Consider the following 24,504-nt stretch of genomic DNA (forward strand, 5'->3'; position numbering starts at 1 on the left):
CCATCACCATTACGGAGGTCATCATGACCGAGACCGCGAAGGGCACCCGGCTGACCGAGATCGGCCGGGTCGCCGTCACCGTCGCCGACCAGGACCGCGCGCTGGACTTCTACGTCAACACCCTCGGCTTCGAGAAGCGCGCCGACATCCCCTTCGGCGACGGTATGCGCTGGATCGAGGTGGCCCCGGCGGGCGCCCCGACCGGCATCGCCCTCGTCCCCCCGCGCCAGGGCCAAACCGCCAAGGGCACCGAGACCGGCCTGATCCTCACCTCCGAGGACATTGACGCCGACCACGCCACCCTGCGCTCACGCGGCGTCGACACCGACCCGGAGGTCCAGCGCTGGGGCGCCCCGGTCCCGCCGATGTTCAGCTTCCGCGACGCGGACGGCAACACGCTGATGGTCGTGCAGAACGGCTGAGCCCCGCCCCGCTGGGAGCCGGTCCGCACACGGGGACGGACCGGCTCGCGGTCACCAGGGTCCTCGTCGGCGCGGCCAGAGCCTCGGGGAGCGATCCATCGGCGTACGACGGCCACGGAAGGCGCGGTTGCGTCGGCAAGCTGATCAGTAGCGGGCGGCGTGTGCGGCGGTGGGGTCGCCGAGGGTGCTGTTCCCTTAGCCAAGCACCCGGGCCGCGCTCTCCACAGAGTCCGCGAACTTGATCATCTCCCTGTGCATGGTGCTCTTGGCCGGATCGGGAAAGCGGACGTTGTGCCGGTAGTAGCGGTGGAAGGCGATGATCAAGGCAGCGTGCATGATCTCCATCGGCAGCGCTGCAGCGTCTTCAGCCGACATGGGTGCGACGTCCCGGTATCCGGACAGAAGAGCTTCAAGGCGCTCCGCAGCCAAGACCCCACCCTCCTGAGCGAGACCCACAGCGGCCATTCCCACATCGAGGAGGGGGTCGTCGAGTGAGATCGTCTCCCAGTCCAGCACAGACAGCTGACCATCTTGGCGGACGACGACGTTGTCGGCGAACAGGTCTCCATGTACTACTGTCCGGGGGCGTTCATGCCCGTCTTCAGCGATACGGACGCGGTCAAGCCGATCGGTGAGCCAGGCGGCGAAGTCCCGGTCGGAGAACTGCGGAATGACGGCCATGTGGTCGTTGGACAGCCTTCGGGTACCGACGGGGATGTCCCCGAGCGCCGGAGCCATCGGCGAGAGCGCGTGCAACTGCGCGAGGATACGTCCGGCGTCAGGCAGGAGCGGCAACGGCAACGGCTGCTGCACTTCTCCCGCGATCCATTTCTTGAGGACCACCGGCCGTCCATCCAGCCGGGTGACCAGCGATCCTTCGACGTTGGGAACAACTTCTGTGGTCGGAACACCCAGCCGGAACACCGCCTGGGTATGCCCTGCCAGACGTTGAGCACTGGACCAGTCGTGGTTATCAAGGCTCGTCAGGACGAACTCACCGACAGCGCTGGACAGCTTGAAGCTGGAATTTGCCGCGCCTCCCGCCAAAGGCGCCAACTGTGCCTCTCCCAGCTTGTAGTGCCGGGCAACGGCCGTGAGATCGATCTGGTCTTGCGTCGTGTAGTTCGCCACCTGCTTATTCTCCTCTGGTCGCTGCGGCTTCCCGGCGGCGATCGTCGGTGATGGCGATCCAGCGTGCGCGGACCTGCTCCTGCCCGTCCAGCCACTGCGCGCGTGGCAGCTCAGCCGGAGACTCTTCACCTGCCATCAGGTAGGACAGTTCCGCCAGGTAGGCGAACTCCTCACCACGTACGCATTCCCTCAGCTGTCCTCTGGCCGCAGTCAGTACGTCGGGAGCGCCCAGCACAACTGCGTGCAGGCACACCGCGAAGCGAATGTAGGCGACCGAGGACGTCAGCCCTGCTTCGTTGGCGAGGTCGCTCACCTCCTCGGCCCGCTCGGGCAGACCAGGTGCGACGCCGGCGTCCTGTACGAGTTCGGCGATCTGAGTCTGGACCTCGGCCCATCGAATCGACACTCCAGTCAGCATTTCCCGGGCACGGGCGATCTGTTCCGCCGCACGCGGGCGGTCCTGGAACGCGGCTGCGAAAGCCAGGCATGCCTGGGACAGCGCGGCCTCACCCGGCTGGCCGAGTTGCAGTGCCTCATCGCGGCTCAGCGCGTATGACGAGCAGGCCGGCGCGATGCTTCCTTGCGTCCACCACAGGTCGCCGAGCACCCGGTCACGGCGGCCTTCTACCCCCAGTGTCTCCGCAACGTCACGCACCTGCGGGAAACGGCCCACCCGCCGGGCCAGGTGCGCAAGGCCCCGAGCGGCTGTGGGAGCCAGCCGCCCCCCAGCGTCGACAACCTGCCGCATGCCGTCGAGGGAGCTCTCGAAGTTCCCCAGGTCCCGATCGCACTCCGCGAGGAAGTACCTCGGCAGTTCCAGCAGACGCTCGGGAAGTCTCCCTTCCTCAAGGACAGTGCGGAGCTGATCCGCGGTCCAGCTACGGTGCCTGCGCTGGCGTTGCGCGATGGCGGACAACGCCGTAGCCAGCGCCTCGGCAGGGCTCCCGGTCACATCGCTGTCAGCGTCGGCCGACGCTGCGCGGAGCTCGATGGGCTCCCAAATGAAATCGTCAACGTAGCGGAACGCCGCGTCTTCCAGCCAGCCGAGCTCCAGATCGTAATCACGGGACAGCCTCATGCCCTGCCGTAAAGCAGCAACCAGGTGGACGCGGCCCCCGGACGTCTCCCGCCCCAGGGCGTCGAATGTCCGCTGCGCCGCTCTCCGCCAGTCCGCCTCGCTCCAGCGGTCCTCGCTGGTGGAGTCGGCCTCACGGACCGCTTCCCGGACCAGTGCATGAACCCGATAAGGCCAGGGCGCGCCCGGATCCGCGTCCACGAAGGGGCGCTCCACGAGTTCCAGGGCCGGGGCGTCATGATTCAGCCCTGCTGCGGCGGCGGCCAGCTCGACGGAGAAAGAGTCCAGCAGACTCACGGCCCGCAGAACCTGTCGTACGTTCGGAGACAGGTCCCGGAAGGTTCGCGCGACCAGGGCCGGAAAGTCGAAGTTGAATTCACGCGGTTCCGGAGCCCGCCCATAGTGACGGTAGAGATCCAAGAACCGCATGACAGCAAGGTCTAAGTACAGCGGCAATCCGTGCGAGTTGGCTGTCACCGTGTGTCGCGTGCGCTCGTCCATCAGCGGTTGCCCGTCCATGGTGAGCCGTTCGCACAGGTAAGTCTCGCAGTCTTCCGCTGACAGGTACCCCACAGTGTGCTGACGCGGTTCTTCGGCCGCGCCACCCACGAGCAACGGCCAAAAGTGAGGCCCAGCCCAGTCCAATTGCCCCTCAAGCCGCGAGTCGTCCCACTGCAAGCGGTTCCTGCCCGTGACGACGAACAGCACGTTGGGCATCAACCAGACCACGCGTTGGATCAATCTTTCCAGATCACGATGCACGCGATCCCCGACGTCCTCAAAGGTATCCAGCAGCACCACCAGCGTCGCCCGCCGTTTCGCCGGGACTCTGTTCAGATCCCATGCCAGCAGATGGGCGTAATAACTGAGAGCCTCAAGATCGGGATCCGCCTCAAGCAGATCGGCAAGCCGCTGGCACTCGGCAAGGGAGCGGACCTGATGCCGTCGTTCACGCAGAGCACGTACAAACGACCGGAGACCTTGACCGACCAATGCTCCCGCGGTCCCGGGGAGGGCTACTGCCTGTGCAGCATCCGCCAATGCCGACTGCATCTGTCCCGACAGCGACCGGGAACCGGGAAAGCGACTGAACCATGTACGCCGACGCAGATACTCATCTAGCGGTTCACCTGGATGATTGCGGTCCCAATAACGCTGAAAAGCGATATCGAACGTCGGCATGGGCTGCCCGAGGTCCGCCGCCGCCAACCGCAGAGCCAACATCAGGGACTCGAAGTCCCCGCCGGCATCACGCGATAGGTCCACCTGGACCGGGACCACCCGTCCCACCTGCGGATCCAGTGGAGACCAGTCGCTCTCGCGCCCCTCACTTTCCACCAGGTGCTCGGCCAGGGCACGCGACAGAGTGGACTTGCCGATGCCGCCCACGCCGTAGAAGACAAGCACGTTACGGCGCGGAGCTTCCAAGTCCTCCACCTCGAACCCCGGTTCCTGCACCCACCGCGTGTGCCGCATGAGACTCGTCGCAACGGTGTCCCACTCACCACGCCGGTCCGCGAAGAAGTCGACCGCCTTCAGCTCGCGGTCGTTTGAGCGGAACAACGCACGCAAATCCGACCGAGTCACCTAAAACAACCCCTCGACGGGTGGATGAACCAGACACGTTCAGTAGCCAGGCACCTGACCGTCAGTCAAGCACAGATCGAAGTCGGGCTACGGAGGCCGGCTTAGGCAGGGGGAAAGACAGCGCCAGCTGAGAACACGAGCGGGGGCCGACCGGCTCCCGGTCATGAACGATGCCCGTACGCCAGACCGCGCAGCTGGGCCCAGCTCCCTCCTTCGGCCTCCGGCTGCAAGCCCGCGCCTCCGACGCTCGCGTCCGACATGGTGAAGGTGCTGCCACGCTGTATACGACGAAGAAGTATCGGAGCGCGGCTCAGGCGCACTGAACTGAGAGGCGTGCGGTGATCAGCAGCCGCACTTCGCTCAGCCACGTTCCAGCCCGAGCCGTCTACGGGCTTCTTCGTGCGGGACACCGACGAACGTGCCGCTCGTCTGACTCGCCCGGTATTCGGCCAAGGGCAGCATGTCCTCATCCTCTGCGTGATTCAGCGGCTGACAATGGTCGCTGACGGCGATGTGATCGAACCGGCCTGCCTTGGCGGCGCGTATGAAGGCGTCGAAGGTGGCGGCGCTGGTGGCGAGGATGGTGTCGGGTACGTCGCTCTCGCGGAGCCGGAGGGTGCCGTCGCGGTCGCTGCGTACGTAGACGCAGTTGGCCGCGTTCGGGCTGTAGGAGGACTTGCGCCAGTTGTGGGTGTCGGGCATGCCGGTTCCTTGGTCAGAGGTCTTGTGCGATCCGGCGGATCGCGTCGCGGGATTTCGCCGGGTCGAGGGCAGACGCGTCCATGCGGTCCACGATGTCCCGGTACCGGACCAGCTGAGGCTGAGTATCCAGGAAATCGGAGCCGTGGTCCGCGTCGAGCTGAACAGTGTCCAGGCGTGGCACCTCTCCACCGACGTAGACGATGCCCTGTCCCGAGAGAGGGAAGACGCCGGTGCCGAACGGAATCACCTTCAGGGTGATGTTGTCCCGCTCGCTCATCTTGAGCAGGTATTCGAGCTGAGCGCCGGCCACGGCTGGGCCGCCGAAACCCATGCGCAGCGCTGCCTCGTGGACGATTGCCGTTAGTGGCGTCGGGTGCTCCCCGTACAGCACCGCCTGGCGTTTGATGCGGAAGGAGACGCGGTGCTCCACCTCGTGCAGAGCCAGCGCGGGCAGGGCGTCGCTGATCAGCGCGCGGGCGTGTTCCGTGGTCTGGAGGACTCCGGGCATGTGGAAGACAGAGACGATCCGCATGTGCGTGGCGTGGTGCTCCAGCTCGGCGAGATCGAGCATGCCCGCAGGCAGGATCTCGCGGTACTCCTCCCACCAGCCCCGGGTCCGGCCGCCGGTCATCGTCGTGAGTGCCTCGATCAGCGGCTCATCAGTGCAGCCGTAGAGGTGGGCGAGGGCCCGTACCCGGTCGGCGCTCACCGCGTAGCCGCCAGCCTCGATGTTGCTGATGCGTGACTGCGTGGCGCCGAACAGCTCCCCGGCCTGCGTCGCCGACAGTTCCGCGTTCTCGCGGAGGCGGCGCAGCTCCGCGCCGAGGCGTCGTTGCCGCACGGTGGGCGGGAGTTTGGTCCGGGCCATCGTGCCCATTCTCCTTGTTCTCGCGTATCACCCGATCGGGTGGTGTTGGACTGGGAAGAAGTCGAGTGTTGGACTGTAGTCCAACACGATGGCTACGGTGTCAATCACCTGCTGGTACGGCCTGATTGCCCTGCTGCGACATGAGTGCCCGGACCAACTCCACCTTCTGACGGGAGACTTCCATGGTCACCGTATCGCCGGACCACACCGCCCCTGAGCCGTTCGATTTCGACGGAGAAGTGCGCTCGCTCGTCCTCGACACCGCGCCCCGACTCTTCGCCGTCGTCCAGGAATTCGCATTGGACGACGGCTGGCGGGACGCCGAGGTCGCGGCGTGGGGGATGGCGTACGAGGACGGGCACGCGGATGTGACCAGCGTGGACGGGCGGCGGAGGTTCAGCCTGCCCACGCCCGACCGGGCGATCCGGCACTTCGCGCGGATGGACGGCGTCACGGCGCGGCTGGTGTGGCTCACGCCCCCACGCGCGGCCACCTTCGATGCGGCCGAGGCGGCCTGACGGCTAGCGCCTGTAGGGTTCTGACCAGCTCATTCAAACTTCCTCCAAGGTTTGCCCATGGTCGAACGAGCAAGGTGATGGCCGTCGAACAAGTGCGGAGGACCGGCCTTCCGGGCACGGCTTCGCTGGAGGAAGAGGTACTTATGCGCAGCCGCAAGGTCATCGTAGGACTCGCACTCGGAACCACCGTCGGACTGGGCCTCATGGCGGCACCTGCCCAGGCAGCTCCCACGGCGTCAACCGTCGCTTCCGCCGACACCGAGGGCGTCGTGGACAGTCAGAGTGTGCGGGCGGCCAAGCACTTCTACAGCAGCCACTCGACCCTTAGGGAGTGCCAGGCCCGAGGGAACTACTGGATGAACCTGCACCCCAGCTGGGTCGCGGAGTGCGACCCCGGCCTGGGTACTGACGGGAAGTTCAAGTACCACCTGTACATGTGGTACTAGGACACCCGGGCGCGAGACCTCCGGCCCATGTGCTGGAGGTCTCGCTAGTCGCGGGGGAGCAGGGTGCCCAGCGGTCCCAGGTCCAGGTTGAGGTCTTCCATCGTGAGGCCGTGCTGGTCGCACAGCTCCGTCATCCGGCGGTCCAGGTGCATCAGGGTGGTGCCGATGTCCTCGATCTGGGAGTCGGTGAGGCCGCCCGCGTCGATGCGGCGCAGGGCCTGGCGTTCCATCAGCTGGCGGAGGAGTTCGACCACCGTCAGGACGAGGGCGACCAGGTCGCGGCCCATCGCCTCCTTGTCGAGGTCGACGCGGGTGTCGGTCACAGCGGGCCGCCGTCGGTCCAGGGGGCGGGGACGCGTTCGTTGACGGACGAGAGCAGGGCGTGCAGGGACAGTCGGATGAGGGGGACTTCGGCGATGGCGATGACCAGGTCGCCGCTGACGACGACCCCGGTGGCGAGCACCCGGTCGAGGAGGTCGACCAGGGGGACACCGATGGGGCCGTGGGCTTCGGCGGGGACGGTGCCCCAGGCGGCGGTGGTCATGGGGCGCCCCCGGTGTCGGTGAAGGAGTACGGGGCCCAGGGGCCCGACACCTCGATCTGGATCGCTGGCTCGTCGCTGCGCAGGGAGGTCAGGGCGGCGCGGAGTTCGCGGGTGCGGGTGGTGTCGAGGAGGTAGGCCGCGTTCAGGATGTGGGTGCGGTGCGGGCCGGTGACCTCGGCGCCGTGCGGGCGCAGTCGGCGGGTAGCCACGGCGAAGGTGCGTACGACCGTGTCCACGCGCTCGGCGGCCTGAAGGGCTTCGTTCTGGCGCTGCTCGCGGCCCTGGTGGCGGTTGCGGACGCGGTCGAGGTAGGCGCGGCCGGTGTCCGCCGTGGCCGTGTCCCGGACGGGCGGAGGGCTTGTCGGGGCGTAGACCTTGACGCCCCATTCGGCGCGGCCCGCCAGCCGGTCGAGGGCGGCCAGGAAGGCCGTCTCCTTCTCGCGCAGGGCCTCGCGGACCCGTTCGTCGCCTCGGTAGAGGGTGGCGAGGGGGAGGGGGACGGTCGCGGTGACCGAGGAGACGGCGGTGATCACCTCGTGGTGGGCGCGGGCGCAGCGTTCCAGCTCGGCGCGGTCGGAGAGGCGTCGGCGCAGGGCCTCTTCGGAGAACTCCACCGCCGGTACGTCCTGGACGACGGCGGCCAGCGGACCCACGGGCAGGGTACGGACGGGGCTGCCCGGGTCGAGTCCGGGCAGTCCCGTCGGTGTGGGGCCCTCGTACGGGCGGCAGACGGCGTACGCGTAGACGAGGACGGGCGCGGTCATGTGCTGCTCCCGGTGGTGCCGGGGGCTGGTGTGCGGGCGTCGGGGTGTTCTCCGGACGTTGCGTGTTCCTCCGTGAGGGCGGGTGCGTACGCGTAGACGAAGACAGGTGTGGTCATGCGTCCGCTTCCGGGGTGGCGGCCGCCCGCGCCCGTCGCGTGGGCGTCGAGGCGTTCCCCGGGCCTCGCGTTCGCCACCGCCGACCCGGTGTCGGTGAGCGTGGCGGTCATGCGCCGTCGCCTCCCGCGGACGCGGCGGTCAGCTCACCCGACTCGAAGGCGTCGAGGCGCTCCCTGAGCCGCTCGTTCTCCTCCGCGAGCGCGTCCCGCCTCGCGCGCGAGGACAGCGCCGGGTCGGTCTCCCACCAGTCGATCCCGGCCTTGCGGGCGGTGTCGACGGATGCGACGAACAGCCGCAGCCGGATGGTGAGGAGTTCGATGTCCAGCAGGTCGATCTTGATGTCCCCGGCGATGACGATGCCCTTGTCGAGGACCCGTTCCAGGATCTCGGCGAGGTCGGACGTCGGCGGGCCGGTGGTCGGGGGAGGGGGACGGAGCAGGTCGTGGTCAGTCACGGCGCGTGCCTCGTTCCAGCAGGTCGAGCAGGCGGTCCTCGTCGCGGTCGAACTCCTCCGGGGTGACCAGCCCGCTCTCCAGCGCCTCGTTCAGGGCGGCGAGCCGGGCCCGGATCACGGACGGGTGGCACGTCTCGCGCTCGGCGGCGTCCCGCAGGCACTCCGCGACCCACGCGACGCCTCGTACGGGCGCCAGCGGGAGCAGCGCGATCTCGCTCAGCACGCCCATGCGGGCTCCACGAAGCTGTAGCAGGGCAGCGGCCCGGTCAGCCGCAGTTCGACATGGCCGCCGTGCTCGTCCGCCAGGCGCTCGACCACGGTGCGGAAGCGGCGCAGCTCGTCCCGGGCGAGGAGGAAGGACGCGTTGAGCACGCACCCCGGTACCTCCGGCCCGGCCACCCGCTCGTCCGCCACCTCCGACAGCGCGGCCAGCACCGCGGTCGCGGTGGCCGTGGCGCGGCGGGTCAGCCCCCGGGCCACGGCCTCGCCGAGCCGCAGGCTGGCCTCGTAGCCGGGGGTGCGGTGGGCTTCGGCGCGCAGCCGGGCGACCTCGGGGTCCTCGCGCACCAGCGACCGCAGATCGCCCTGGGCGGGGACCGCCTTGAGGTTCATCTCGACCCGGCCGTCGACCCGGTGGAGGGCGGCGAGGCAGTCGCCGTGCGAGGACTCCAGCTGGCGCCGCACCACGTCCTCGTCGGGCGCGACCATCCCGAAGCGCATGGGCAGCACCGGCCCGTCCGCCGCGAGCGCCAGCGCCAGTTCCTGGTGGGCCAGGAGATCGCGCCGCTTGGCGCGCAGCCCCTCCGGGGCGTCGCTGACGACGGCGGCCAGCTCACCGGCGCGCAGTGTGCGCAGCGGGGCGGGGTGTTCGCCGACGCCCGTGCGGCCGGGCGGCAGGACGCGGCGGGCGTGGACGACGCCGTAGACGTACACGCTGCGGGGCGCGGCGGTCTCGGCCATGGGTCAGTCCTCCTCGGAGCGGCGGCGGGTGCGGGGTGCGGTGCCGGTGCGGCGCCGCGGCCGGGGCTCCTCTTCCGGTTCGTCCTCGTCGCCGTCCCCTACGGCCTGCTTGACTTTGTCCTCCACGGCGCCGACCGCCTTCTTGACCTTCCGCTTGCCGAGGCCCTGGGCCACCGCCCCCGCCGCGCTGCCGCCGCCTTCGCCCATGCCGAACAGCTCGGGCACGGTGCGGCTGCTGCGGTCGTGTTCGAGGTCCACGCGGTTGCAGGCTTCCGCGAAGCGGAGGTAGGTGTCCACGCTCGCGACCACGATCCGGGCGTCGATCTTCAGGATCTCGATGCCGACCAGGGAGACCCTGATGAACACGTCGATCACCATGCCGCGGTCGAGGATCAGTTCCAGGACGTCGTACAGGGTGCCCGCCCGCGGAACGCAGACGACTTCCTCGGTGTATGTGGTGGGAGCCATGGTCGGAGCGGTCCTTTCAGCAGTCGTCGGCCGCACCGCGCCGGTAGCGGCGGACCCTCCGGTACTGGCGCAGCTCGCCTCGCTGGTCGAGGTCCACCTCGTAGGTGGCCAGCAGGCTCGTCGTGTCGGGGATGCGGGCGACCTCCAGCACGTCCACGCTCACCCGCCAGCCGTCCTCGGTCCGCCGCACGGCGGACACCCCCTCGGTGGGATGGGTGATCAGCGCGCCGAGCCGTTCGCAGGCGTGCCCGGCCGCCTGCTCGGGGCCGGGCCCGGACCCGGGTTCGCGCTCGCGCTCCCGCGTCTTGCGGCTGGTCTCGGCGCCGGACGCGCGCCGCTCTCGCTCTGCCATGTGCATCAGTCTGTTCACAGGCCGTGCCGGGCCGCGCGCTGAGCTGGGCCAGATGCGGGCGTGGCGTTGCTCCGGTGTGCACCGGACGCGACGGCCCGGGCGCCGTCCCCGTATGACCGGACAAACCGCGCCCGGCGGAGGATGTCGGCGGGGGGCCGTACTCTGGAAGACCCCCGGCCCGTGCGACGTGTCGGGTGGTTCGCGTTGTCCGCCTCCGGGATGGAATACCCCTTTATGAGCCTCACCGGCCTGCTCGACGCCGTCGTACGGGACCCCGCGCTCGCCGAGGCGGTGCGCGGCGCCGCCGACGGAAACCGCCCTCATGTGGATCTGGTCGGCCCGCCCGCCGCCCGGCCCTTCGCCGTCGCCGCGCTGGCGCGCTCCGCCGGGCGGCCCGTGCTCGCGGTGACCGCCACCGGCCGGGAGGCCGAGGATCTGGCGGCCGCGCTGCGGTCGCTGCTGCCGCCGGACGGGGTGGTGGAGTATCCGTCGTGGGAGACGCTGCCGCATGAGCGGCTCTCGCCGCGTTCGGACACGGTCGGCCGTCGGCTCGCCGTGCTGCGCAGGCTCGCGCATCCGAGCCCCGACGACCCGGCCGCGGGGCCGGTGTCGGTGGTGGTGGCGCCGGTGCGTTCGGTGCTTCAGCCGCAGGTCAAGGGGCTCGGCGAGCTGGAGCCGGTGAGCCTGCGGGCCGGGCGGAGCGCCGATCTGGGGGAGGTCGTGGACGGGCTCGCGGCCGCCGCGTACTCCCGGGTGGAGCTGGTCGAGAAGCGCGGCGAGTTCGCCGTGCGCGGCGGCATCCTGGATGTCTTCCCGCCGACGGAGGAGCATCCGCTGCGGATCGAGTTCTGGGGCGACGACGTCGAGGAGATCCGCTACTTCAAGGTCGCGGACCAGCGTTCCCTGGAGGTCGCGGAGCACGGGCTGTGGGCCCCGCCCTGCCGTGAGCTGCTGCTGACCGAGGACGTACGGGAGCGGGCCGCGGCGCTCGCCGAGGCCCACCCGGAGCTGGGTGAGCTGCTGGGCAAGATCGCCGAGGGGATCGCGGTCGAGGGCATGGAGTCCCTGGCCCCGGTGCTGGTCGACGACATGGAGCTGCTGCTCGACGTGATGCCCAGGGGCAGCATGGCGGTGGTCTGCGACCCGGAGCGGGTGCGGACCCGGGCCGCGGACCTGGTGGCCACGAGCCAGGAGTTCCTGCAGGCCTCGTGGGCGGCCACGGCAGGCGGCGGCGAGGCGCCGATCGACGTGGGCGCGGCCTCGCTGTGGGGGCTGGCGGACGTAAGGGACCGGGCCCGCGAGCTGGACATGATGTGGTGGTCGGTCAGCCCCTTCGCGGCCGACGAGGACCTCACGGGGACATTTGCCGCTGACGCGGCGGGGGACACGCTGAAGCTCGGCATGCACGCCCCCGAGACCTACCGCGGCGACACCGCCCGCGCGCTGGCCGACACCAAGGGCTGGCTCGCCGAGGGCTGGCGCGCGGTGTACGTCACCGAGGCCCACGGCCCGGCCTCCCGCACCGTCGAGGTGCTGAGCGGCGAGGGGATCGCGGCGCGGCTCGACGCGGACCTCGGCGAGATCAAGCCGTCCGTGGTGCATGTGGCGTGCGGTTCCATCGACTACGGCTTCGTCGACCCCGGTCTGAAGCTGGCCGTCCTCACCGAAACGGATCTGTCCGGGCAGAAGGCGGCGGGCAAGGAGGGCGCGCGGATGCCCGCGCGCCGCCGTAAGACGATCGACCCGCTCACCCTCGAAGCGGGCGACTTCATCGTCCACGAGCAGCACGGCGTGGGCCGCTACATCGAGATGGTGCAGCGCACCGTGCAGGGCGCGACCCGCGAATATCTGGTGGTCGAGTACGCCCCGGCCAAGCGCGGCCAGCCCGGCGACCGGCTCTACATCCCCACCGACCAGCTGGAGCAGATCACCAAGTACGTGGGCGGCGAGGCCCCCACGCTGCACCGGCTCGGCGGCGCCGACTGGACGAAGACCAAGGCGCGCGCCAAGAAGGCCGTCAAGGAGATCGCGGCCGACCTGATCAAGCTGTACTCGGCCCGGATGGCCGCCCCAGGACACGCCTTCGGCCCCGATACGCCCTGGCAGCGCGAGCTGGAGGACGCGTTCCCGTACGCGGAGACGCCCGACCAGCTCACCACCATCGGCGAGGTCAAGGAGGACATGGAGAAGTCGGTCCCGATGGACCGGCTGATCTGCGGCGACGTCGGCTACGGCAAGACCGAGATCGCGGTGCGCGCCGCCTTCAAGGCGGTCCAGGACGGCAAGCAGGTCGCGGTGCTGGTGCCGACGACGCTCCTCGTCCAGCAGCACATGGGCACCTTCAGCGAGCGGTACGGGCAGTTCCCGGTCGTGGTCAAGGCGCTGTCCCGGTTCCAGACGGACACCGAGGCGAAGGGCGTGCTGGAGGGGCTGCGCGAGGGCTCGGTCGACGTCGTCATCGGCACCCACCGGCTGTTCTCCTCCGAGACCAAGTTCAAGAACCTGGGCCTGGTCATCGTGGACGAGGAGCAGCGCTTCGGCGTGGAGCACAAGGAGCAGCTGAAGAAGCTCCGGGCCAATGTGGACGTGCTGACCATGTCCGCCACCCCCATCCCGCGCACCCTGGAGATGGCGGTCACCGGCATCCGCGAGATGTCCACGATCACCACCCCGCCGGAGGAGCGCCACCCGGTGCTGACCTTCGTCGGGCCGTACGAGCAGAAGCAGATCGGCGCGGCCATCCGCCGCGAGCTGCTGCGCGAGGGCCAGGTCTTCTACATCCACAACCGGGTCGAGTCCATCGACCGGGCCACGGCCAAGCTGCGCGAGATCGTCCCCGAGGCGCGCATCGCCACCGCCCACGGCCAGATGTCGGAGGGCGCCCTGGAGCAGGTCGTGGTCGACTTCTGGGAGAAGAAGTTCGACGTCCTGGTCTCCACGACGATCGTGGAGTCCGGCATCGACATCTCCAACGCCAACACCCTCATCGTCGAGCGCGGCGACAACTTCGGCCTCTCCCAGCTGCACCAGCTGCGCGGCCGGGTCGGGCGAGGCCGCGAGCGCGGCTACGCGTACTTCCTCTACCCGCCGGAGAAGCCGCTCACCGAGACCGCCCACGAGCGGCTGGCCACCATCGCCCAGCACACCGAGATGGGTGCGGGCATGTACGTGGCGATGAAGGACCTGGAGATCCGCGGTGCGGGCAATCTGCTCGGCGGCGAGCAGTCCGGGCACATCGCGGGCGTCGGCTTCGACCTGTACGTACGGATGGTCGGCGAGGCCGTCGCCGACTACCGGGCCACGCTGGAGGCGGACGGCGGCGAGGTGGAGGAGGCGCCGCTGGAGGTCAAGATCGAGCTTCCGGTCGACGCGCACGTCCCGCACGACTACGCGCCGGGCGAGCGGCTGCGCCTCCAGGCGTACCGCGCCATCGCCTCGGCCAACGGCGAGGACGACATCCGCGCCGTCCGCGAGGAGCTGACCGACCGCTACGGGCCGCTGCCCGAGCCGGTGGAGAACCTGCTCCTGGTCGCGGGCCTGCGGCTGCTGGCCCGCGCCTGCGGCGTCGGCGACATCACCCTCCAGGGCTCCAACATCCGCTTCGGGCCGGTGGAGCTGCGCGAGTCCCAGGAGCTGCGCCTGAAGCGGCTCTACCAGCGCGCGATCGTCAAGCCCGCCACCCAGCAGGTCCTGGTGCCCCGCCCGGCGACGGCCCGCATCGGCGGAAAGCCGCTGGTCGGACGGGAGCTGCTGGCGTGGACGGGTGAGTTCCTGACGACGATCCTGGGGTCGTGAGGGTCGCGCTCTCCGGAGCGTGACGGGCGCGTTCCCGGGGAATCGGCTTGCCCGTGGAGCCACCGTGCATGGAAAATGCATGCATGGTGGCTCTGCAGATTCGGGATGTGCCGGACGAGGTCCGCGACATACTGGCCGACCGGGCACGCCAGCTCGGCCAGTCGCTCCAGGGGTACCTCCTGGAACTGGTCAAGAGCGAGGCGGAACGGGCGGGCAACGTCGCGTTGCTCCAGCGGTTCGAGGACCGCGACGACGGTGCCGCGAGCACCATGGCGGAGACCGTGCGCGAGCGGGACGCGGAGCGTGCCGCACGTGATGCCCAGCTCGGTCTCCCGGCAGACGAACCGGGGGCGGCCACGTGATCATCGTGGACGCGAGCGTGCTCACCGAGGCGCTCACGGGGGACGGGGCCGCGGGGAAGGCGGCCCGCGCGCGTCTCGCACAGGACCCGCACTGGGCCGCGCCCAGCCATCTCGTCGTCGAGACCTTCCACGCCGTACGCGGCCGGCTCCTCGGCGGGAAGATCAGCCAGGCCCGGGCCGAGGACGCCGTGGCGGCCCTGACGGGAGCGTCGATCGAGGCGATCGGCGTCCAGCCGCTGCTGATACGGATGTGGGAACTGCGCGGCAACGTCTCCGGCTACGACGCCGCGTACATCGCCGCCGCCGAGGCGTACCGGGCGCCGCTGATCACCGGCGACGCCCGGCTGAGCCGCTGCACCGTGGCGCGCTGCGCGATCGAGGTCATCGGCTGAGAGCGCAGCGGCCGGGCAGCACGGGCCGAACGAACAGGTCCGGACGCCACGCGGCACCCCCGTGGTCGCGCGACGTCCGGCCCCGGATCGGAGGGAGGGAGCCGGGGAGGGTTCCGGAGCGGCCCGCCGGGCTCACCCAGGACAGTAGGCGCGGGCGGCCGGGGCGGCGAGGAACGAACTGCACAGTGACGCCGCCGCGCGGTTGCCGTTCGAATGGTGATCAGCGGGCGGGTCGCTCAGAGGTCGCCCAACGCCCGCATCGCCAGCCACAGTTCGTGCTTCGCGCTCGGCGCGCTCAGCAGCGACCGCCCCAGCGCGTCTTCGGCCTTGGCCAGCCGCTTACGGGCCCCGGGCAGCGAGATCCCGAGGGCGGAGGCGGCCGCGGGCAGCCGGGCGTCGGCGCGCAGCCAGGCCCGTACCGTCTCGGGACCGGCCGTCAGCTTCGCCTGCTCCAGCGGCCGCAGCTGGGCCCGCGCCCAGACCGCGGCGGTGGGCGCGGACAGCACACCGTCGAGGGTGGCCGGGTGCCCGGCCGGGGCCGTGCCGCGGGGCGCCTGGTGCAGCCGCAGCGCGAGCCAGGCGGCCGACTGGGCGGCCAGGCTGTGGCTGACGTCCACGCCGAGCAGCCCGTCGAGGTGCCGCACCCGCGCGGCCAGCGTATTGCGGTGGATCTTCAGATGGCGGCTGGCGGCGGTGCCGAAGCTGAGCCAGGAGCCGAGGGTGCCGAGCAGTTCCGCGGGTCCCGGGTCGGCGCGGCGGGTCGGCGCGTACTCCAGGCAGGGCGCCAGCAGTTCCCCGGCCCAGGCGTGCCCCTCCGGGCTCGCCAGCACCGTCACATCGCTGTGCCCGCCGAAACCGGCGGACCGCTGCGGTGCGTTACGGGCCACCGCCAGCGCGTGGAACGCCTGCTCGTAGCCGACCGGGGTGTCCCGCAGCGCGATCTCCGCGCTCACCCCGACCCGGCACTCCGTCTCCTGCCGGGTGATCAGCCGGTCCAGCGGCTCGCCGTCCGGCGCCACCGGCTTCCCCTGGGCCGGGACCAGCGAGATGAGGTGGTTGGGGCGCACCGGACACGGCACGAGCCACGCCCGGCCGCGCACCGAGTCGTGGATCCGCGCCGCGATCTCGCGCCGCCGGTCGACGGGGCACTCGATCACATACACCTGGAGCACGGCGGGCAGCGCCGGGCGCAGCGCGGCGGCGATCCGCTGTGCCGCGGGCACGCTGCCGACCATCAGCAGGTGCAGCACCGCCTCCCGACTGTGCGCCTCGGCCGACTCGACGCGACGCCGCGCCCGTTCGGCCTCCTCGACCCGCCAGCTCAGCGCGAGGGTGCGCGAGGCGTCGGCGAGCAGCACCCCGCAGCGCGGTGCGGAGGGCGCGACGACCGCCAGATACGGCGCCGGATCCCGGGTCTCGGCGGACCCGAGCGAGACCAGATGGACGGGGCGCGCCTCGCCCCCGCCGAGCACCCCGGACGGCACGCCGCGCCGGTGCAGCGCGACGGCCGCCTCGGCGGCGAGCCGCCGCAACGACGCGGCGGGCGGCGGGTCGTCCGCCGTGGCCAGCACGGAACCGTCGGCTCCGATGAGCATGGCAGGGCCCCCGGTGCGCCGGGTGAGCCAGCCGAGCATGGCCCGTACCGCCCCGCGCCGGGCGGAGAGCCGGGCGAGGGCGAGCACGTCGTCGGCGCGTTCGGCTCGCGCGTCGGAGGGTGAAGCTGCCATGAAAAGCACATTAGACGGTGATCTGTGCGGTGACAGCCCGGTTTCCCGGCCGGTCCGGCTTCCCCGGCCGTTCCGGCTCTCGGCCTTGCCGGCCCGGTCAGTCCTGGAAGAGCTTGTCGTTGCCGGGGCCGCCGTCGAGGACGTCGTTGCCTTCGTTGCCGAAGAGGAAGTCGTCGCCCGGGCCGCCCTTGAGGTGGTCGTCGCCCGCGTCGCCGTAGATCGAGTCGTCGTTGGCGCCGCCGTCGAGGTCGTCGTTGCCGGGGCCGCCGTGGATCTCATTGGCCACGTCATTGCCCGTGACGACATCGTCGCCCGCGCCGCCCCACACGCCGAACGAATCGGTGATGGTGTCGTTACCGGCGTTGCCGTTCGCGCTGTTGGCGCCGCTGATGGTGTCGTCGCCGTTGCCGCCCACCACGATGGAGGCGCCGGTGATGGTGTCGTCGCCGTCCTCGCCGAAGACGTCCACATCGCCGCTGGAGATGGTGGCGGTGTCACCGCGGTCGCCGAGGTTCGCGGTCGCCGAGGTGCCGCCGTGGTCCGGGTCGGGGAGGGGCAGGACGCAGGTCACGTACGTCGGGTCGGAGGCGGTGGGGTGGGTGCAGTCCGTACCGGCGGTGATGTTGACGACGTCGTCGATGCCATAGGTCATCGTGGTGTCGGACTCGCCGACCTTCTTCATGGTCAGCTTGTTGGTCTGGCCCTTGGCCGCCGTGTAGGACAGCGCTCCCTCCGTGACGCTCGCGGTGGCCGTCGCCGCGGCAGGCGCCGTGGCGGCCTGGGCGTTCCAGGCGAACAGCCCGCTACTGGCCACGACGGCGAGCAACGCGGCCACGCCGATGGGGCGGCCGCGGCCGGAGCGCAGACGATAGGCGGTCATGAAGTACCTCCATAGGGGCGGATATTGACGTGCGATCACCTCCTTTGACCCCCCAGCGCATGCGGCGGGTTGTGTCGCCCCGGTGCTTTCTATGGCGATCTCCTGGAATTACTTTTCGCGTTCCATTCGGATTCACGAAGAATTCCTCGGAGCATTGGCGCGCCGTTTCCGTTTCCAGCGGTCGCTAGGCTGAGCCGCGTGTCCGCCGTCATAGCCGCCATGGTCACCGCCGTCGTCGGGGTCCTCGGCACGCTCTTCGCGCCCCTGCTGCACCAGCGGCTGACGGTGCGTCAGCGGGCCGAGGAGGTGCTGATCGAGGACCGCCGCCGTCGTTTCGAGGAGCGCCGGGCCGCCTACACGGCCATGAACCGCGCCTCCCGGCAGTTCCACACCCTCCTCAAGGATGCGCTGCACCGCATCCGGGACGGCGTCTACACGGACGACGACCGCGAGCGGCTGGAGGAGGCCCGGCGCGACTACCGGGACCGGTATGCCGAGGCGCAGATGATCGTCCCCGAGCGCGTGCTCACCGCGTCCCGTGAGCTGAACACGGTCCTCGCCGGTATCGACGCGATGGCCAAGCGGATCGACCGGGGGCTGCCGCGGGAGGGGGAGACCGCGGCGGTCGCGCTGCTCCAACTGAAGGACGCCGAGCCGCGGCTGGCGGCGATGCGGCGGATCATGCGGGAGGACCTGGGGCTCACGGACTGAGGGCCCGCCCTGCGCGTCGCATGACCTGCCGGGTAATCGACGGCTTCCCGGGGCCGCGCGAGGGTGGTCCCACACCGGTGGTCGGCCGACGGCCGCCGCGCATCCCCGGGAGGCATCCGTGTCCGTCTACGCACTGGCCCACCTGCGAGGCCGCAGCCCGCACCCGGACATCATCGCGTATCTGGAGCGCATCCAGGCGACCCTGGACCCCTTCGACGGCCGCTTCGTCATCCACGGCGGCCCGCTGGAGGTGGTGGAGGGCGAGTGGCCGGGCAGCGTGGTGCTGATCGTGTTCCCGGACGCGGAGCGGGCCCGGGCCTGGTACGCGTCGCCCGCGTACCAGGACATCCTGCCGCTGCGGACGGATCACATCGAGGGGGACGTGATCCTCGTGGACGGCGTGGGCCCGGACTACGACCCGGCCGAACGCGCCGCCAAGCTCCGCGCGGCGGACGCCCGCGGCTACGGCGGGAGCTAGGGCTCGGGCTGCGGCGTTCGCCGGGACGTGGGTCGCGGTGCGCGAGCCAGGACGTGCGGTACGGCGTGTTCGCCAGGGCCCGGGCCGCGGCGCGAGCTCAGCGGCCTACCGCGTAGCCCTGGGCGCCGCGGGGGTTGGCGCCGGCCAGTAGTACTCCCGTCTCCGGGTCGCGGCCCACCGCGCACAGCCGTCCCTCCGACCATGGCTCGCCCACCGCCACGTCGTGGCCGCGCCGCCGCAGTTCCGCCACCGCGGGCTCGCCGACGCGCGACTCCACGACCACCCGTCCCGCCGTCATCGCACGGGGGTGGAAGGAGCCGGGGAAGCTCTCCTGGTGCCAGTTGGGTGCGTCGATGGCGCCCTGAAGGTCGAGCCCGGAGCGTACGGCCGCGCCGCGCAGCGCGACATGGAGGAAGAAGTGCAGGCTCCACTGGTCCTGCTGGTCGCCGCCCGGTGTGCCGAAGGCCAGGACCGGAGTGTCGCCGCGCAGCGCGAGCGAGGGGGTGAGGGTGGTGCGCGGGCGGCGCCCGGGGGTCAGGGAGTTCGGCAGGCCGGGGTCCAGCCAGGCCATCTGGAGCCGGGTGCCGAGCGGGAAGCCGAGCGCGGGGATGACGGGGTTGGACTGCAGCCAGCCGCCGCTGGGGGTGGCGGCGACCATGTTGCCCCAGCGGTCGACGACATCGAGGTGGCAGGTGTCGCCCCGCACCACACCGTCCCCGCCGACGGTCGGCTCCCCGCCCCCGGGTCCGGCGGACGGTCCGGCGGCCCCGGACGCGGACCGGGCGACGGCGGCCAGCGCCTGCTTGCTCAGCCGGGGTTCGCGCCCGCCGGGGTGCCCCGGGCGCAGTTCGTACGAGGCGTGCTCGCCCACCAGCGCCCGCCGCGCGTCGTTGTACGGGCGGGAGAGCAGATCCGCGAGCGGTACGGCCACGTCGGCGTCCCCGTACCACGCCTCCCGGTCGGCCATGGCGAGCTTGCTGCCCTCGATGAGGGCGTGCAGGTAGTCGGGCGTGCCCAGGTCCTCCGCGCTCAGCCCGTCCGGCAGCAGGGCGAGTTGCTGGAGGAGGACCGGCCCCTGGCTCCAGGGCCCGGCCTTGCACACCGTCCAGCCGTTCCAGGTGTACCGGACGGGGTCCTCGTACGTGGCCTCGAACCCGGCGAGGTCGTCGCCGGTGAGCGTGCCCGCGTGGCGTTCCCCGGAGGAGTCCATGGCGGGCCGGGCCGCCTCGGCGGCCAGCTCCTCGGCGATGAAACCCTCCGCCCACACCCGGCGGGCCGCGTCGATCTGGGCCTCCCGCCCCGGCCCGGCCGCCTCCGCCTCGGCGATGAGCCGCCGCCAGGTGGCGGCCAGCGCGGGGTTGGTGAGCAGCCGCCCGGGGGCGGGCGACCGCCCGCCCGGCAGGTACAGCTCGGCCGAGGCCGTCCACTCCGTCTCGAACAGCTCCCGTACGGTCTCGACCGTCTCGCCGACCCGCTCGACCGCGGGGTGCCCGTGCTCGGCGTACCCGATCGCGTACGGCAGCACCTCGGCGAGGCGCCGCGTTCCGTGGTCGCGCAGCAGCAGCATCCAGGCGTCGAAGGCGCCGGGGACGGCCGCGGCCAGCGGTCCGGTGCCGGGCACCAGGTCGAGGCCGAGCCCGGTGTAGTGGTCGATGGTGGCCCCGGCGGGCGCCGGGCCCTGCCCGCACAGCACGGTCGGCGGCGAGCCCGCGGGGGCGAGGATGACCGGCACCTCACCGGCGGGCCCGTTCAGATGCGGCTCGACGACGTGCAGGACGAACCCGGCGGCGACGGCCGCGTCGAAGGCGTTGCCGCCGTCCTCCAGGACGGCCATGGCGGACTGCGAGGCCAGCCAGTGCGTGGACGACACCATGCCGTACGTGCCCTGAAGGGTGGGCCGGGTGGTGAACATGCAGCTCCCTGGGGTGCGTGGACGAGCGCGGCCGAGGTGCGGCCAGCATCGCGTACGACCCGAGGACCGGTCCATGGCGCCTCGGTCAGCCCTCGCGGGTGTGCCCCAGGATCGCGTCGGCCAGTGGGCCCAGCACCTGGCGGGGCAGGGCGTGGCCCATGCCGGGGATCTCCACGAGCCGGGCGCCCTTGATGACCTGCGCCAGATGCTGCGGATGCGGCAGCGGGAAGACCGGCTCGGCGGTGGGCGCGACGACGAGGGTGGGCACCTGGGTCGCGGCGAGGGCGTCGGTGCGCTGCAGCCCGGACTGATCGGCGCGGGCGTGCGCGCCGGAGGTGTCGTAGCGCCCGGTGTGCTCGATGATCCCGCGCTCCAACTCCCGGAACCAGTCCGCGTCGAAGGGGATCCGGTCGCCGCCCAGCAGCTTCCAGTGCTTTACCCGGCGGTCGAGTTCGGCCTCCAGCCCGTGGTCCTCCACCGGCCGCGCCCACTCCTGAAGGATCCGCGGATCCACCCCGGGCATCTGGTGGGCGTGGACGAGGGTCCCGTCGGGCGCGGTGTACGGGGCGGTGCTGCACGCGCCGGTGCACAGGAGCGTGGCGCTCAGCACCCGCTCCGGGTGATCGGCGAGGACGAGTTGGGTGAGCATCCCGCCCAGCGACATCCCGACGAGATGCGCCCGCTCGACGCCCAGCCCGTCCAGCACCGCGACCACGTCCTCGGCCAGATCGGCGATGCGGTACGGGGCCTGGTCGTAGGACCAGGTGGAGCGACCGGTGTCGCGGTGGTCGTAGCGGATGACGCGGTGGTGCTCGGCCAGCGCCTCCACCAGCGGCTCGGGCCATCCGAGCCCGGCTGCCTGGGCGCCCATGACCAGCAGCAGCGCCGGAGCGTCCGCGTCCCCGCGCTGCTCGGTCCACAGCCGCACTCCGGGGGCGGCTTCGACATACGCGGTGTGCATGGGCGTGGTCCTCTCGACGGCATCCGATGGAAACGAGACGTATCGTCTCGACAATGGTTCGCGCCGTCAAGGGCTTTTTCGCCGCAGGCAGAGCGGAGTTCGCTGACGCGCGGGCGGGGCGCTTCTACGCTGAGGGGATGAGCAGCCACGCGCCGAAACCAGCCCGCGTCATCCCCCTGCGCCCCGTCCCCGCCGCCAAGGAGCCACTGTGGCGGGACGTCGTCGGGGACGTACTGCGGCGGGAGCGGCTGGCGCAGCGGCGCACGCTGAAGGACGTCGCCGATGCGGCGCGCATCTCGATGCCGTACCTCTCCGAGCTGGAGCGGGGCCGCAAGGAGGCTTCGTCGGAAGTCCTCGCGGCCGCCGCCCGCGCCCTCGGCCTGGGGCTGGCCGATCTGCTCGCGCTGACCCACGGCGAGATCATCCGGCTGACGGGCGCGGGGACGCGGACGGCCAGGGCCGGGACCGCCGCCCCCCACGCACGGCTGACCTCCCCTCAGGGCTCCCATCAGGGCGAGGCCCGGCTGCGGCTCGCCGCCTGAGGCGTTACGCGGCGTGCGCGTGGACCAGCCGCCGCGACAGCACCTCGTCGGCCAGCCCGTACGTCACCGCCTCGCGCGCCGTGAACACCTTGTCGCGGTCCATGTCCGCGCGCAGCGTCGCCACCTCGTGCGGGGTGTGCCGGGACAGCACCTCCTCGACCTGTTCGCGGATGCGCAGCATCTCCTTGGCCTGAAGGCTGAGGTCGGACACCGTGCCGCGCGTCCCGCCGGTCGCGGGCTGGCCCAGCAGGACCCGGGAGTGTTCCAGGACGAAGCGCCGCCCGGGATCGCCCCCGGCCAGCAGCACCGCCGCGGTCGAGGCCGCCTGGCCGACGCAGAACGTCGAGATCGGGGCGGTCACGAAGGTCATCGTGTCGTAGATCGCCATGAGCGAGGTGTACGAGCCGCCCGGCGAGTTGATGTAGATCGCGATCTCCTGCTCCGGGCCGGACGACTCCAGGTGGAGGAGTTGCGCGATGACGACGTTGGCGACGCCGTCGTCGATCTCCGTACCCAGGAAGATGATCCGCTCCGACAGCAGACGGCTGTAGATGTCGTACGCGCGCTCGCCCTGCGTGGTGCGCTCCACGACGGTCGGAATCGTGTACTGGCTCATGTCCTCAGATCCCCATCCGTCGCCGCGAACCGCCCGGGCGCACATCGCTCAGCGACTCCACGATGTGGTCGACCATCCCGTACTCCTTCGCCTGCTCCGGCGTGAAGAACCGGTCCCGGTCGCCGTCGCGGGAGATCGTCTCCCGGGTCTGGCCGGTGTGCTCGGCGATGATGCGCTCGATGGCCTGCTTGGTGAACTCCAGGTTCTCGGCCTGGATCGCGATGTCGGCGGTCGTCCCGCCGATCCCGGCCGACGGCTGGTGCATCATGATCCGCGCGTTGGGCAGTGCGAACCGCTTGCCCGCCGTCCCGACCGTGAGCAGGAACTGCCCCATGCTCGCCGCGAACCCCATGACGAGGGTCGCCACGTCGTTGGGGATCAGCCGCATCGTGTCGTAGATCGCCAGCCCGGCCGTCACCGAGCCGCCGGGGCTGTTGATGTAGAGGCTGATGTCGGTCCGCGGATCCTCCGCCGACAGCAGGAGCAGCTGTGCGCAGACCCGGTTCGCGGAGACCTCGTCCACCTGGGTGCCGAGGAAGACGATGCGCTGGGTGAGGAGCTGCGCGGCCAGGTGGTCGTCGAAGCGTGAGGGCGGCGTATCGCCCTCGTCGGCGCGGGGGCTCAGGGCCGGGTCCCAGCCGGTGACGGGTGCGTACATCGGGCCTCCCAGGGGTGTCCGCGGCGGCCTTCGCCGCGGTCACTTCACTGTCGGCCCGCACCGGCCGCCCGGACAGGTTTCTCTGCCCGCGGCAGATGCGCCGTCAGCAGACGTCGCGGACGTACCCGTCGTCGTCCGGGGTGGAGACGTCCATGTCGCGGCGTACGACGGACAGCCGGTCGCCGAAGCCGTCGCAGGCTTTCGCCATCCCCTTGTCCTCGTACTCGACCACGACCACCCGGTCCCGATACGGCTTCGCGAACGCCTCGCACTCCTCGTACCGGCCGCACTCCTCGACCACCGCGAAGTCCAGCCCCGTCCGCGCGCGGCGCGTGGCGAGCGGCCCGGTGTTCTTCTGCGCGATGGCGAGCCCCGCGTCGTGCGCCCGCTCGGCCAGCAGCGCTACGTACGCCGTGGCCTGATCCGCGGTCAGCAGGTCCGGCCAGCGGGTGAACGTGTCGAGGTTGTCGGGCTCGACGGCGTCGAACCCCTTGTCCGCGCAATCCTCGATCCACGCCCCGACCTTCTCGGCCGCCGCCTCGCGCTTCGCCGCCGTGGTGATGTCGAGCACCGACTCCCCGTCCCACTCGGGGTCGTTGACGACCTCGCCCTTCTTGTCGTGCAACAGCAGCCGGGACGGCCACTTCTCGCCCGGCTGGGTCTGGAAGGCGTTGACGTAACAGACGTTGTACAGCCCGGGCGCCGGATCGTCCGCACGGTCCCGGCTCACGATCTCGACCCCCTTGGGCGGCGGGTACGCGCCACCGATCTGGTAGTCCCAGTCGGCCCCCACGGGCGGCAGCTCGATGTCGGCCTCTCCCGTGTCCTTCGTCGTGTCCTTCGTCAGGGAAGGGGAGCAGGCGGTCAGTACGGCGAGCGCCATCGCGGCGACGGCGAGCCGCGAACGTGCGGCGGGGGAGCGGGACATGGGAACGATTCTCTCAAGCCCGACCAATGCCGAAACGCCGGGCTGATCACCCCGCCCCCGGCTCACGCCCCCTGCGCCGTACCGCACCGGTGTGTGAGGATCGTCCATTCCACAGCAGTCGCGCGAATGGTCTT

29 protein-coding genes are annotated in these 24,504 nt (G+C 71.1%); 9 read left to right on the plus strand and 20 right to left on the minus strand.

What is annotated here, in order from left to right; genetic code table 11:
* The first annotated feature begins 23 nt into the window (after positions 1 to 23).
* Entirely contained in the window at positions 24 to 422 is a 399-nt protein-coding gene (locus ACZ59A_RS10010) for a VOC family protein (protein WP_470955956.1), read from the plus strand.
* Positions 423 to 617: 195 nt separating this feature from the next.
* On the opposite strand, the gene ACZ59A_RS10015 is transcribed toward ACZ59A_RS10010, so the two are convergent.
* The 4 genes from ACZ59A_RS10015 to ACZ59A_RS10030 all read right to left on the minus strand — a co-directional run bounded on the left by ACZ59A_RS10015 (position 618) and on the right by ACZ59A_RS10030 (position 5,785).
* The gene (locus tag ACZ59A_RS10015; RefSeq protein WP_468055660.1) at positions 618 to 1,553 is read right to left on the minus strand and encodes a phosphotransferase; all 936 of its coding nucleotides are present in this window, start codon (positions 1,551 to 1,553) and stop codon (positions 618 to 620) included.
* 4 nt (positions 1,554 to 1,557) lie between these two features.
* A complete protein-coding gene (locus ACZ59A_RS10020) occupies positions 1,558 to 4,215 on the minus strand; it encodes a winged helix-turn-helix domain-containing protein (protein WP_468055662.1) in 2,658 nt (885 codons plus the stop codon).
* A gap of 360 nt (positions 4,216 to 4,575) precedes the next feature.
* Positions 4,576 to 4,917 (minus strand): DUF397 domain-containing protein, encoded by a 342-nt coding sequence (locus ACZ59A_RS10025; RefSeq protein WP_470955960.1) that lies wholly within the window; start codon positions 4,915 to 4,917, stop codon positions 4,576 to 4,578.
* Between the two features lie 13 nt (positions 4,918 to 4,930).
* Positions 4,931 to 5,785: a helix-turn-helix domain-containing protein gene (locus ACZ59A_RS10030; protein ID WP_470955963.1), complete on the minus strand. Its 855-nt coding sequence runs from the start codon at positions 5,783 to 5,785 to the stop codon at positions 4,931 to 4,933.
* Positions 5,786 to 5,967: 182 nt separating this feature from the next.
* On the opposite strand from ACZ59A_RS10030, the gene ACZ59A_RS10035 reads away from it, so the two are divergent.
* A complete protein-coding gene (locus ACZ59A_RS10035) occupies positions 5,968 to 6,303 on the plus strand; it encodes a hypothetical protein (RefSeq protein ID WP_470955965.1) in 336 nt (111 codons plus the stop codon).
* 143 nt (positions 6,304 to 6,446) lie between these two features.
* Positions 6,447 to 6,749: a hypothetical protein gene (locus ACZ59A_RS10040; protein ID WP_470955968.1), complete on the plus strand. Its 303-nt coding sequence runs from the start codon at positions 6,447 to 6,449 to the stop codon at positions 6,747 to 6,749.
* 44 nt (positions 6,750 to 6,793) lie between these two features.
* Here the strand turns inward: ACZ59A_RS10040 and ACZ59A_RS10045 are convergent, their stop codons facing one another.
* From ACZ59A_RS10045 to gvpO, 9 genes are read right to left on the minus strand one after another with little or no spacing between them, the layout of a single operon-like run.
* Entirely contained in the window at positions 6,794 to 7,072 is a 279-nt protein-coding gene (locus tag ACZ59A_RS10045) for a gas vesicle protein K (protein WP_470955971.1), read from the minus strand.
* On the minus strand, positions 7,069 to 7,293 hold the full coding sequence (locus tag ACZ59A_RS10050; protein WP_055548419.1) for a gas vesicle protein: 225 nt from the start codon (positions 7,291 to 7,293) through the stop codon (positions 7,069 to 7,071). The genes ACZ59A_RS10045 and ACZ59A_RS10050 overlap by 4 nt, the downstream gene beginning before the upstream one ends.
* Positions 7,290 to 8,057, minus strand: coding sequence for a GvpL/GvpF family gas vesicle protein (locus ACZ59A_RS10055; protein ID WP_470955974.1), 768 nt, complete (start codon positions 8,055 to 8,057; stop codon positions 7,290 to 7,292). The genes ACZ59A_RS10050 and ACZ59A_RS10055 overlap by 4 nt, the downstream gene beginning before the upstream one ends.
* Positions 8,054 to 8,284 carry a hypothetical protein gene (locus ACZ59A_RS10060; RefSeq protein WP_470955977.1) on the minus strand — a complete coding sequence of 77 codons (231 nt, stop codon included), beginning with the start codon at positions 8,282 to 8,284 and terminating at the stop codon, positions 8,054 to 8,056. The genes ACZ59A_RS10055 and ACZ59A_RS10060 overlap by 4 nt, the downstream gene beginning before the upstream one ends.
* Positions 8,281 to 8,628: a gas vesicle protein gene (locus ACZ59A_RS10065; RefSeq protein WP_470955980.1), complete on the minus strand. Its 348-nt coding sequence runs from the start codon at positions 8,626 to 8,628 to the stop codon at positions 8,281 to 8,283. Before ACZ59A_RS10065 ends, ACZ59A_RS10060 begins: the two co-directional genes overlap by 4 nt.
* Positions 8,621 to 8,857: a gas vesicle protein GvpG gene (locus ACZ59A_RS10070; protein ID WP_470955983.1), complete on the minus strand. Its 237-nt coding sequence runs from the start codon at positions 8,855 to 8,857 to the stop codon at positions 8,621 to 8,623. The genes ACZ59A_RS10065 and ACZ59A_RS10070 overlap by 8 nt, the downstream gene beginning before the upstream one ends.
* Positions 8,845 to 9,588, minus strand: coding sequence for a GvpL/GvpF family gas vesicle protein (locus ACZ59A_RS10075; protein WP_470955986.1), 744 nt, complete (start codon positions 9,586 to 9,588; stop codon positions 8,845 to 8,847). The genes ACZ59A_RS10070 and ACZ59A_RS10075 overlap by 13 nt, the downstream gene beginning before the upstream one ends.
* Positions 9,589 to 9,591: 3 nt before the next feature.
* Positions 9,592 to 10,056: a gas vesicle protein GvpJ gene (gene gvpJ / locus ACZ59A_RS10080; protein WP_470955989.1), complete on the minus strand. Its 465-nt coding sequence runs from the start codon at positions 10,054 to 10,056 to the stop codon at positions 9,592 to 9,594.
* 16 nt (positions 10,057 to 10,072) lie between these two features.
* Positions 10,073 to 10,408, minus strand: a complete 336-nt coding sequence (gvpO, locus tag ACZ59A_RS10085; RefSeq protein WP_470955992.1) for a gas vesicle protein GvpO — start codon at positions 10,406 to 10,408, stop codon at positions 10,073 to 10,075.
* Between the two features lie 234 nt (positions 10,409 to 10,642).
* Here gvpO and mfd point away from each other — a divergent pair, with 234 nt between their 5' ends.
* The 3 genes from mfd (at position 10,643) to ACZ59A_RS10100 (ending at position 14,957) form a co-directional block, all read left to right on the plus strand.
* On the plus strand, positions 10,643 to 14,203 hold the full coding sequence (gene mfd, locus ACZ59A_RS10090; RefSeq protein ID WP_470955995.1) for a transcription-repair coupling factor: 3,561 nt from the start codon (positions 10,643 to 10,645) through the stop codon (positions 14,201 to 14,203).
* Positions 14,204 to 14,286: 83 nt separating this feature from the next.
* On the plus strand, positions 14,287 to 14,565 hold the full coding sequence (locus ACZ59A_RS10095) for a hypothetical protein (protein WP_468055687.1): 279 nt from the start codon (positions 14,287 to 14,289) through the stop codon (positions 14,563 to 14,565).
* Complete coding sequence (locus tag ACZ59A_RS10100) at positions 14,562 to 14,957, plus strand: type II toxin-antitoxin system VapC family toxin (protein WP_468055688.1); 396 nt, start codon at positions 14,562 to 14,564, stop codon at positions 14,955 to 14,957. The genes ACZ59A_RS10095 and ACZ59A_RS10100 overlap by 4 nt, the downstream gene beginning before the upstream one ends.
* 236 nt (positions 14,958 to 15,193) lie before the next feature.
* Here ACZ59A_RS10100 and ACZ59A_RS10105 read toward each other — a convergent pair whose 3' ends face one another.
* Together ACZ59A_RS10105 and ACZ59A_RS10110 are read right to left on the minus strand one after the other, a co-directional pair.
* Positions 15,194 to 16,684 carry a helix-turn-helix domain-containing protein gene (locus ACZ59A_RS10105; RefSeq protein WP_470955999.1) on the minus strand — a complete coding sequence of 497 codons (1,491 nt, stop codon included), beginning with the start codon at positions 16,682 to 16,684 and terminating at the stop codon, positions 15,194 to 15,196.
* A gap of 97 nt (positions 16,685 to 16,781) precedes the next feature.
* Positions 16,782 to 17,564, minus strand: a complete 783-nt coding sequence (locus tag ACZ59A_RS10110; RefSeq protein WP_470956001.1) for a calcium-binding protein — start codon at positions 17,562 to 17,564, stop codon at positions 16,782 to 16,784.
* A 198-nt stretch (positions 17,565 to 17,762) separates the two neighbouring features.
* Here ACZ59A_RS10110 and ACZ59A_RS10115 point away from each other — a divergent pair, with 198 nt between their 5' ends.
* A complete protein-coding gene (locus tag ACZ59A_RS10115) occupies positions 17,763 to 18,275 on the plus strand; it encodes a hypothetical protein (protein ID WP_470956004.1) in 513 nt (170 codons plus the stop codon).
* Positions 18,276 to 18,393: 118 nt separating this feature from the next.
* Positions 18,394 to 18,753: a DUF1330 domain-containing protein gene (locus ACZ59A_RS10120; RefSeq protein ID WP_470956007.1), complete on the plus strand. Its 360-nt coding sequence runs from the start codon at positions 18,394 to 18,396 to the stop codon at positions 18,751 to 18,753.
* 97 nt (positions 18,754 to 18,850) lie between these two features.
* Here ACZ59A_RS10120 and ACZ59A_RS10125 read toward each other — a convergent pair whose 3' ends face one another.
* Complete coding sequence (locus ACZ59A_RS10125; RefSeq protein ID WP_470956010.1) at positions 18,851 to 20,665, minus strand: gamma-glutamyltransferase family protein; 1,815 nt, start codon at positions 20,663 to 20,665, stop codon at positions 18,851 to 18,853.
* An 85-nt stretch (positions 20,666 to 20,750) separates the two neighbouring features.
* Positions 20,751 to 21,626, minus strand: coding sequence for an alpha/beta fold hydrolase (locus ACZ59A_RS10130; RefSeq protein ID WP_470956012.1), 876 nt, complete (start codon positions 21,624 to 21,626; stop codon positions 20,751 to 20,753).
* A 137-nt stretch (positions 21,627 to 21,763) separates the two neighbouring features.
* Here ACZ59A_RS10130 and ACZ59A_RS10135 point away from each other — a divergent pair, with 137 nt between their 5' ends.
* Entirely contained in the window at positions 21,764 to 22,168 is a 405-nt protein-coding gene (locus ACZ59A_RS10135) for a helix-turn-helix domain-containing protein (RefSeq protein ID WP_470956015.1), read from the plus strand.
* A 4-nt stretch (positions 22,169 to 22,172) separates the two neighbouring features.
* Here ACZ59A_RS10135 and ACZ59A_RS10140 read toward each other — a convergent pair whose 3' ends face one another.
* The 3 genes from ACZ59A_RS10140 to ACZ59A_RS10150 form a co-directional block, all read right to left on the minus strand.
* Positions 22,173 to 22,784: a ClpP family protease gene (locus ACZ59A_RS10140; RefSeq protein WP_470956019.1), complete on the minus strand. Its 612-nt coding sequence runs from the start codon at positions 22,782 to 22,784 to the stop codon at positions 22,173 to 22,175.
* A 4-nt stretch (positions 22,785 to 22,788) separates the two neighbouring features.
* A complete protein-coding gene (locus ACZ59A_RS10145; protein ID WP_470956021.1) occupies positions 22,789 to 23,442 on the minus strand; it encodes a ClpP family protease in 654 nt (217 codons plus the stop codon).
* A gap of 103 nt (positions 23,443 to 23,545) precedes the next feature.
* Entirely contained in the window at positions 23,546 to 24,370 is an 825-nt protein-coding gene (locus ACZ59A_RS10150; protein WP_470956024.1) for an endo alpha-1,4 polygalactosaminidase, read from the minus strand.
* Positions 24,371 to 24,504 lie beyond the last annotated feature (134 nt).

The organism is Streptomyces sp. NPDC040405 (assembly GCF_055595765.1).

What these genes read in the sequence shown, in the direction of transcription:
- ACZ59A_RS10010 (WP_470955956.1), top strand. Translation starts at nt 24, where the DNA reads ATGACCGAGACCGCGAAGGGCACCCGGCTGACCGAGATCGGCCGGGTC.
- ACZ59A_RS10025 (WP_470955960.1), bottom strand. Translation starts at nt 4,917, where the DNA reads ATGCCCGACACCCACAACTGGCGCAAGTCCTCCTACAGCCCGAACGCG.
- ACZ59A_RS10030 (WP_470955963.1), bottom strand. Translation starts at nt 5,785, where the DNA reads ATGGCCCGGACCAAACTCCCGCCCACCGTGCGGCAACGACGCCTCGGC.
- ACZ59A_RS10035 (WP_470955965.1), top strand. Translation starts at nt 5,968, where the DNA reads ATGGTCACCGTATCGCCGGACCACACCGCCCCTGAGCCGTTCGATTTC.
- ACZ59A_RS10040 (WP_470955968.1), top strand. Translation starts at nt 6,447, where the DNA reads ATGCGCAGCCGCAAGGTCATCGTAGGACTCGCACTCGGAACCACCGTC.
- ACZ59A_RS10050 (WP_055548419.1), bottom strand. Translation starts at nt 7,293, where the DNA reads ATGACCACCGCCGCCTGGGGCACCGTCCCCGCCGAAGCCCACGGCCCC.
- ACZ59A_RS10055 (WP_470955974.1), bottom strand. Translation starts at nt 8,057, where the DNA reads ATGACCGCGCCCGTCCTCGTCTACGCGTACGCCGTCTGCCGCCCGTAC.
- ACZ59A_RS10060 (WP_470955977.1), bottom strand. Translation starts at nt 8,284, where the DNA reads ATGACCGCCACGCTCACCGACACCGGGTCGGCGGTGGCGAACGCGAGG.
- ACZ59A_RS10070 (WP_470955983.1), bottom strand. Translation starts at nt 8,857, where the DNA reads ATGGGCGTGCTGAGCGAGATCGCGCTGCTCCCGCTGGCGCCCGTACGA.
- ACZ59A_RS10075 (WP_470955986.1), bottom strand. Translation starts at nt 9,588, where the DNA reads ATGGCCGAGACCGCCGCGCCCCGCAGCGTGTACGTCTACGGCGTCGTC.
- gvpJ (WP_470955989.1), bottom strand. Translation starts at nt 10,056, where the DNA reads ATGGCTCCCACCACATACACCGAGGAAGTCGTCTGCGTTCCGCGGGCG.
- gvpO (WP_470955992.1), bottom strand. Translation starts at nt 10,408, where the DNA reads ATGGCAGAGCGAGAGCGGCGCGCGTCCGGCGCCGAGACCAGCCGCAAG.
- mfd (WP_470955995.1), top strand. Translation starts at nt 10,643, where the DNA reads ATGAGCCTCACCGGCCTGCTCGACGCCGTCGTACGGGACCCCGCGCTC.
- ACZ59A_RS10095 (WP_468055687.1), top strand. Translation starts at nt 14,287, where the DNA reads ATGGTGGCTCTGCAGATTCGGGATGTGCCGGACGAGGTCCGCGACATA.
- ACZ59A_RS10105 (WP_470955999.1), bottom strand. Translation starts at nt 16,684, where the DNA reads ATGGCAGCTTCACCCTCCGACGCGCGAGCCGAACGCGCCGACGACGTG.
- ACZ59A_RS10110 (WP_470956001.1), bottom strand. Translation starts at nt 17,564, where the DNA reads ATGACCGCCTATCGTCTGCGCTCCGGCCGCGGCCGCCCCATCGGCGTG.
- ACZ59A_RS10125 (WP_470956010.1), bottom strand. Translation starts at nt 20,665, where the DNA reads ATGTTCACCACCCGGCCCACCCTTCAGGGCACGTACGGCATGGTGTCG.
- ACZ59A_RS10130 (WP_470956012.1), bottom strand. Translation starts at nt 21,626, where the DNA reads ATGCACACCGCGTATGTCGAAGCCGCCCCCGGAGTGCGGCTGTGGACC.
- ACZ59A_RS10135 (WP_470956015.1), top strand. Translation starts at nt 21,764, where the DNA reads ATGAGCAGCCACGCGCCGAAACCAGCCCGCGTCATCCCCCTGCGCCCC.
- ACZ59A_RS10140 (WP_470956019.1), bottom strand. Translation starts at nt 22,784, where the DNA reads ATGAGCCAGTACACGATTCCGACCGTCGTGGAGCGCACCACGCAGGGC.
- ACZ59A_RS10145 (WP_470956021.1), bottom strand. Translation starts at nt 23,442, where the DNA reads ATGTACGCACCCGTCACCGGCTGGGACCCGGCCCTGAGCCCCCGCGCC.
- ACZ59A_RS10150 (WP_470956024.1), bottom strand. Translation starts at nt 24,370, where the DNA reads ATGTCCCGCTCCCCCGCCGCACGTTCGCGGCTCGCCGTCGCCGCGATG.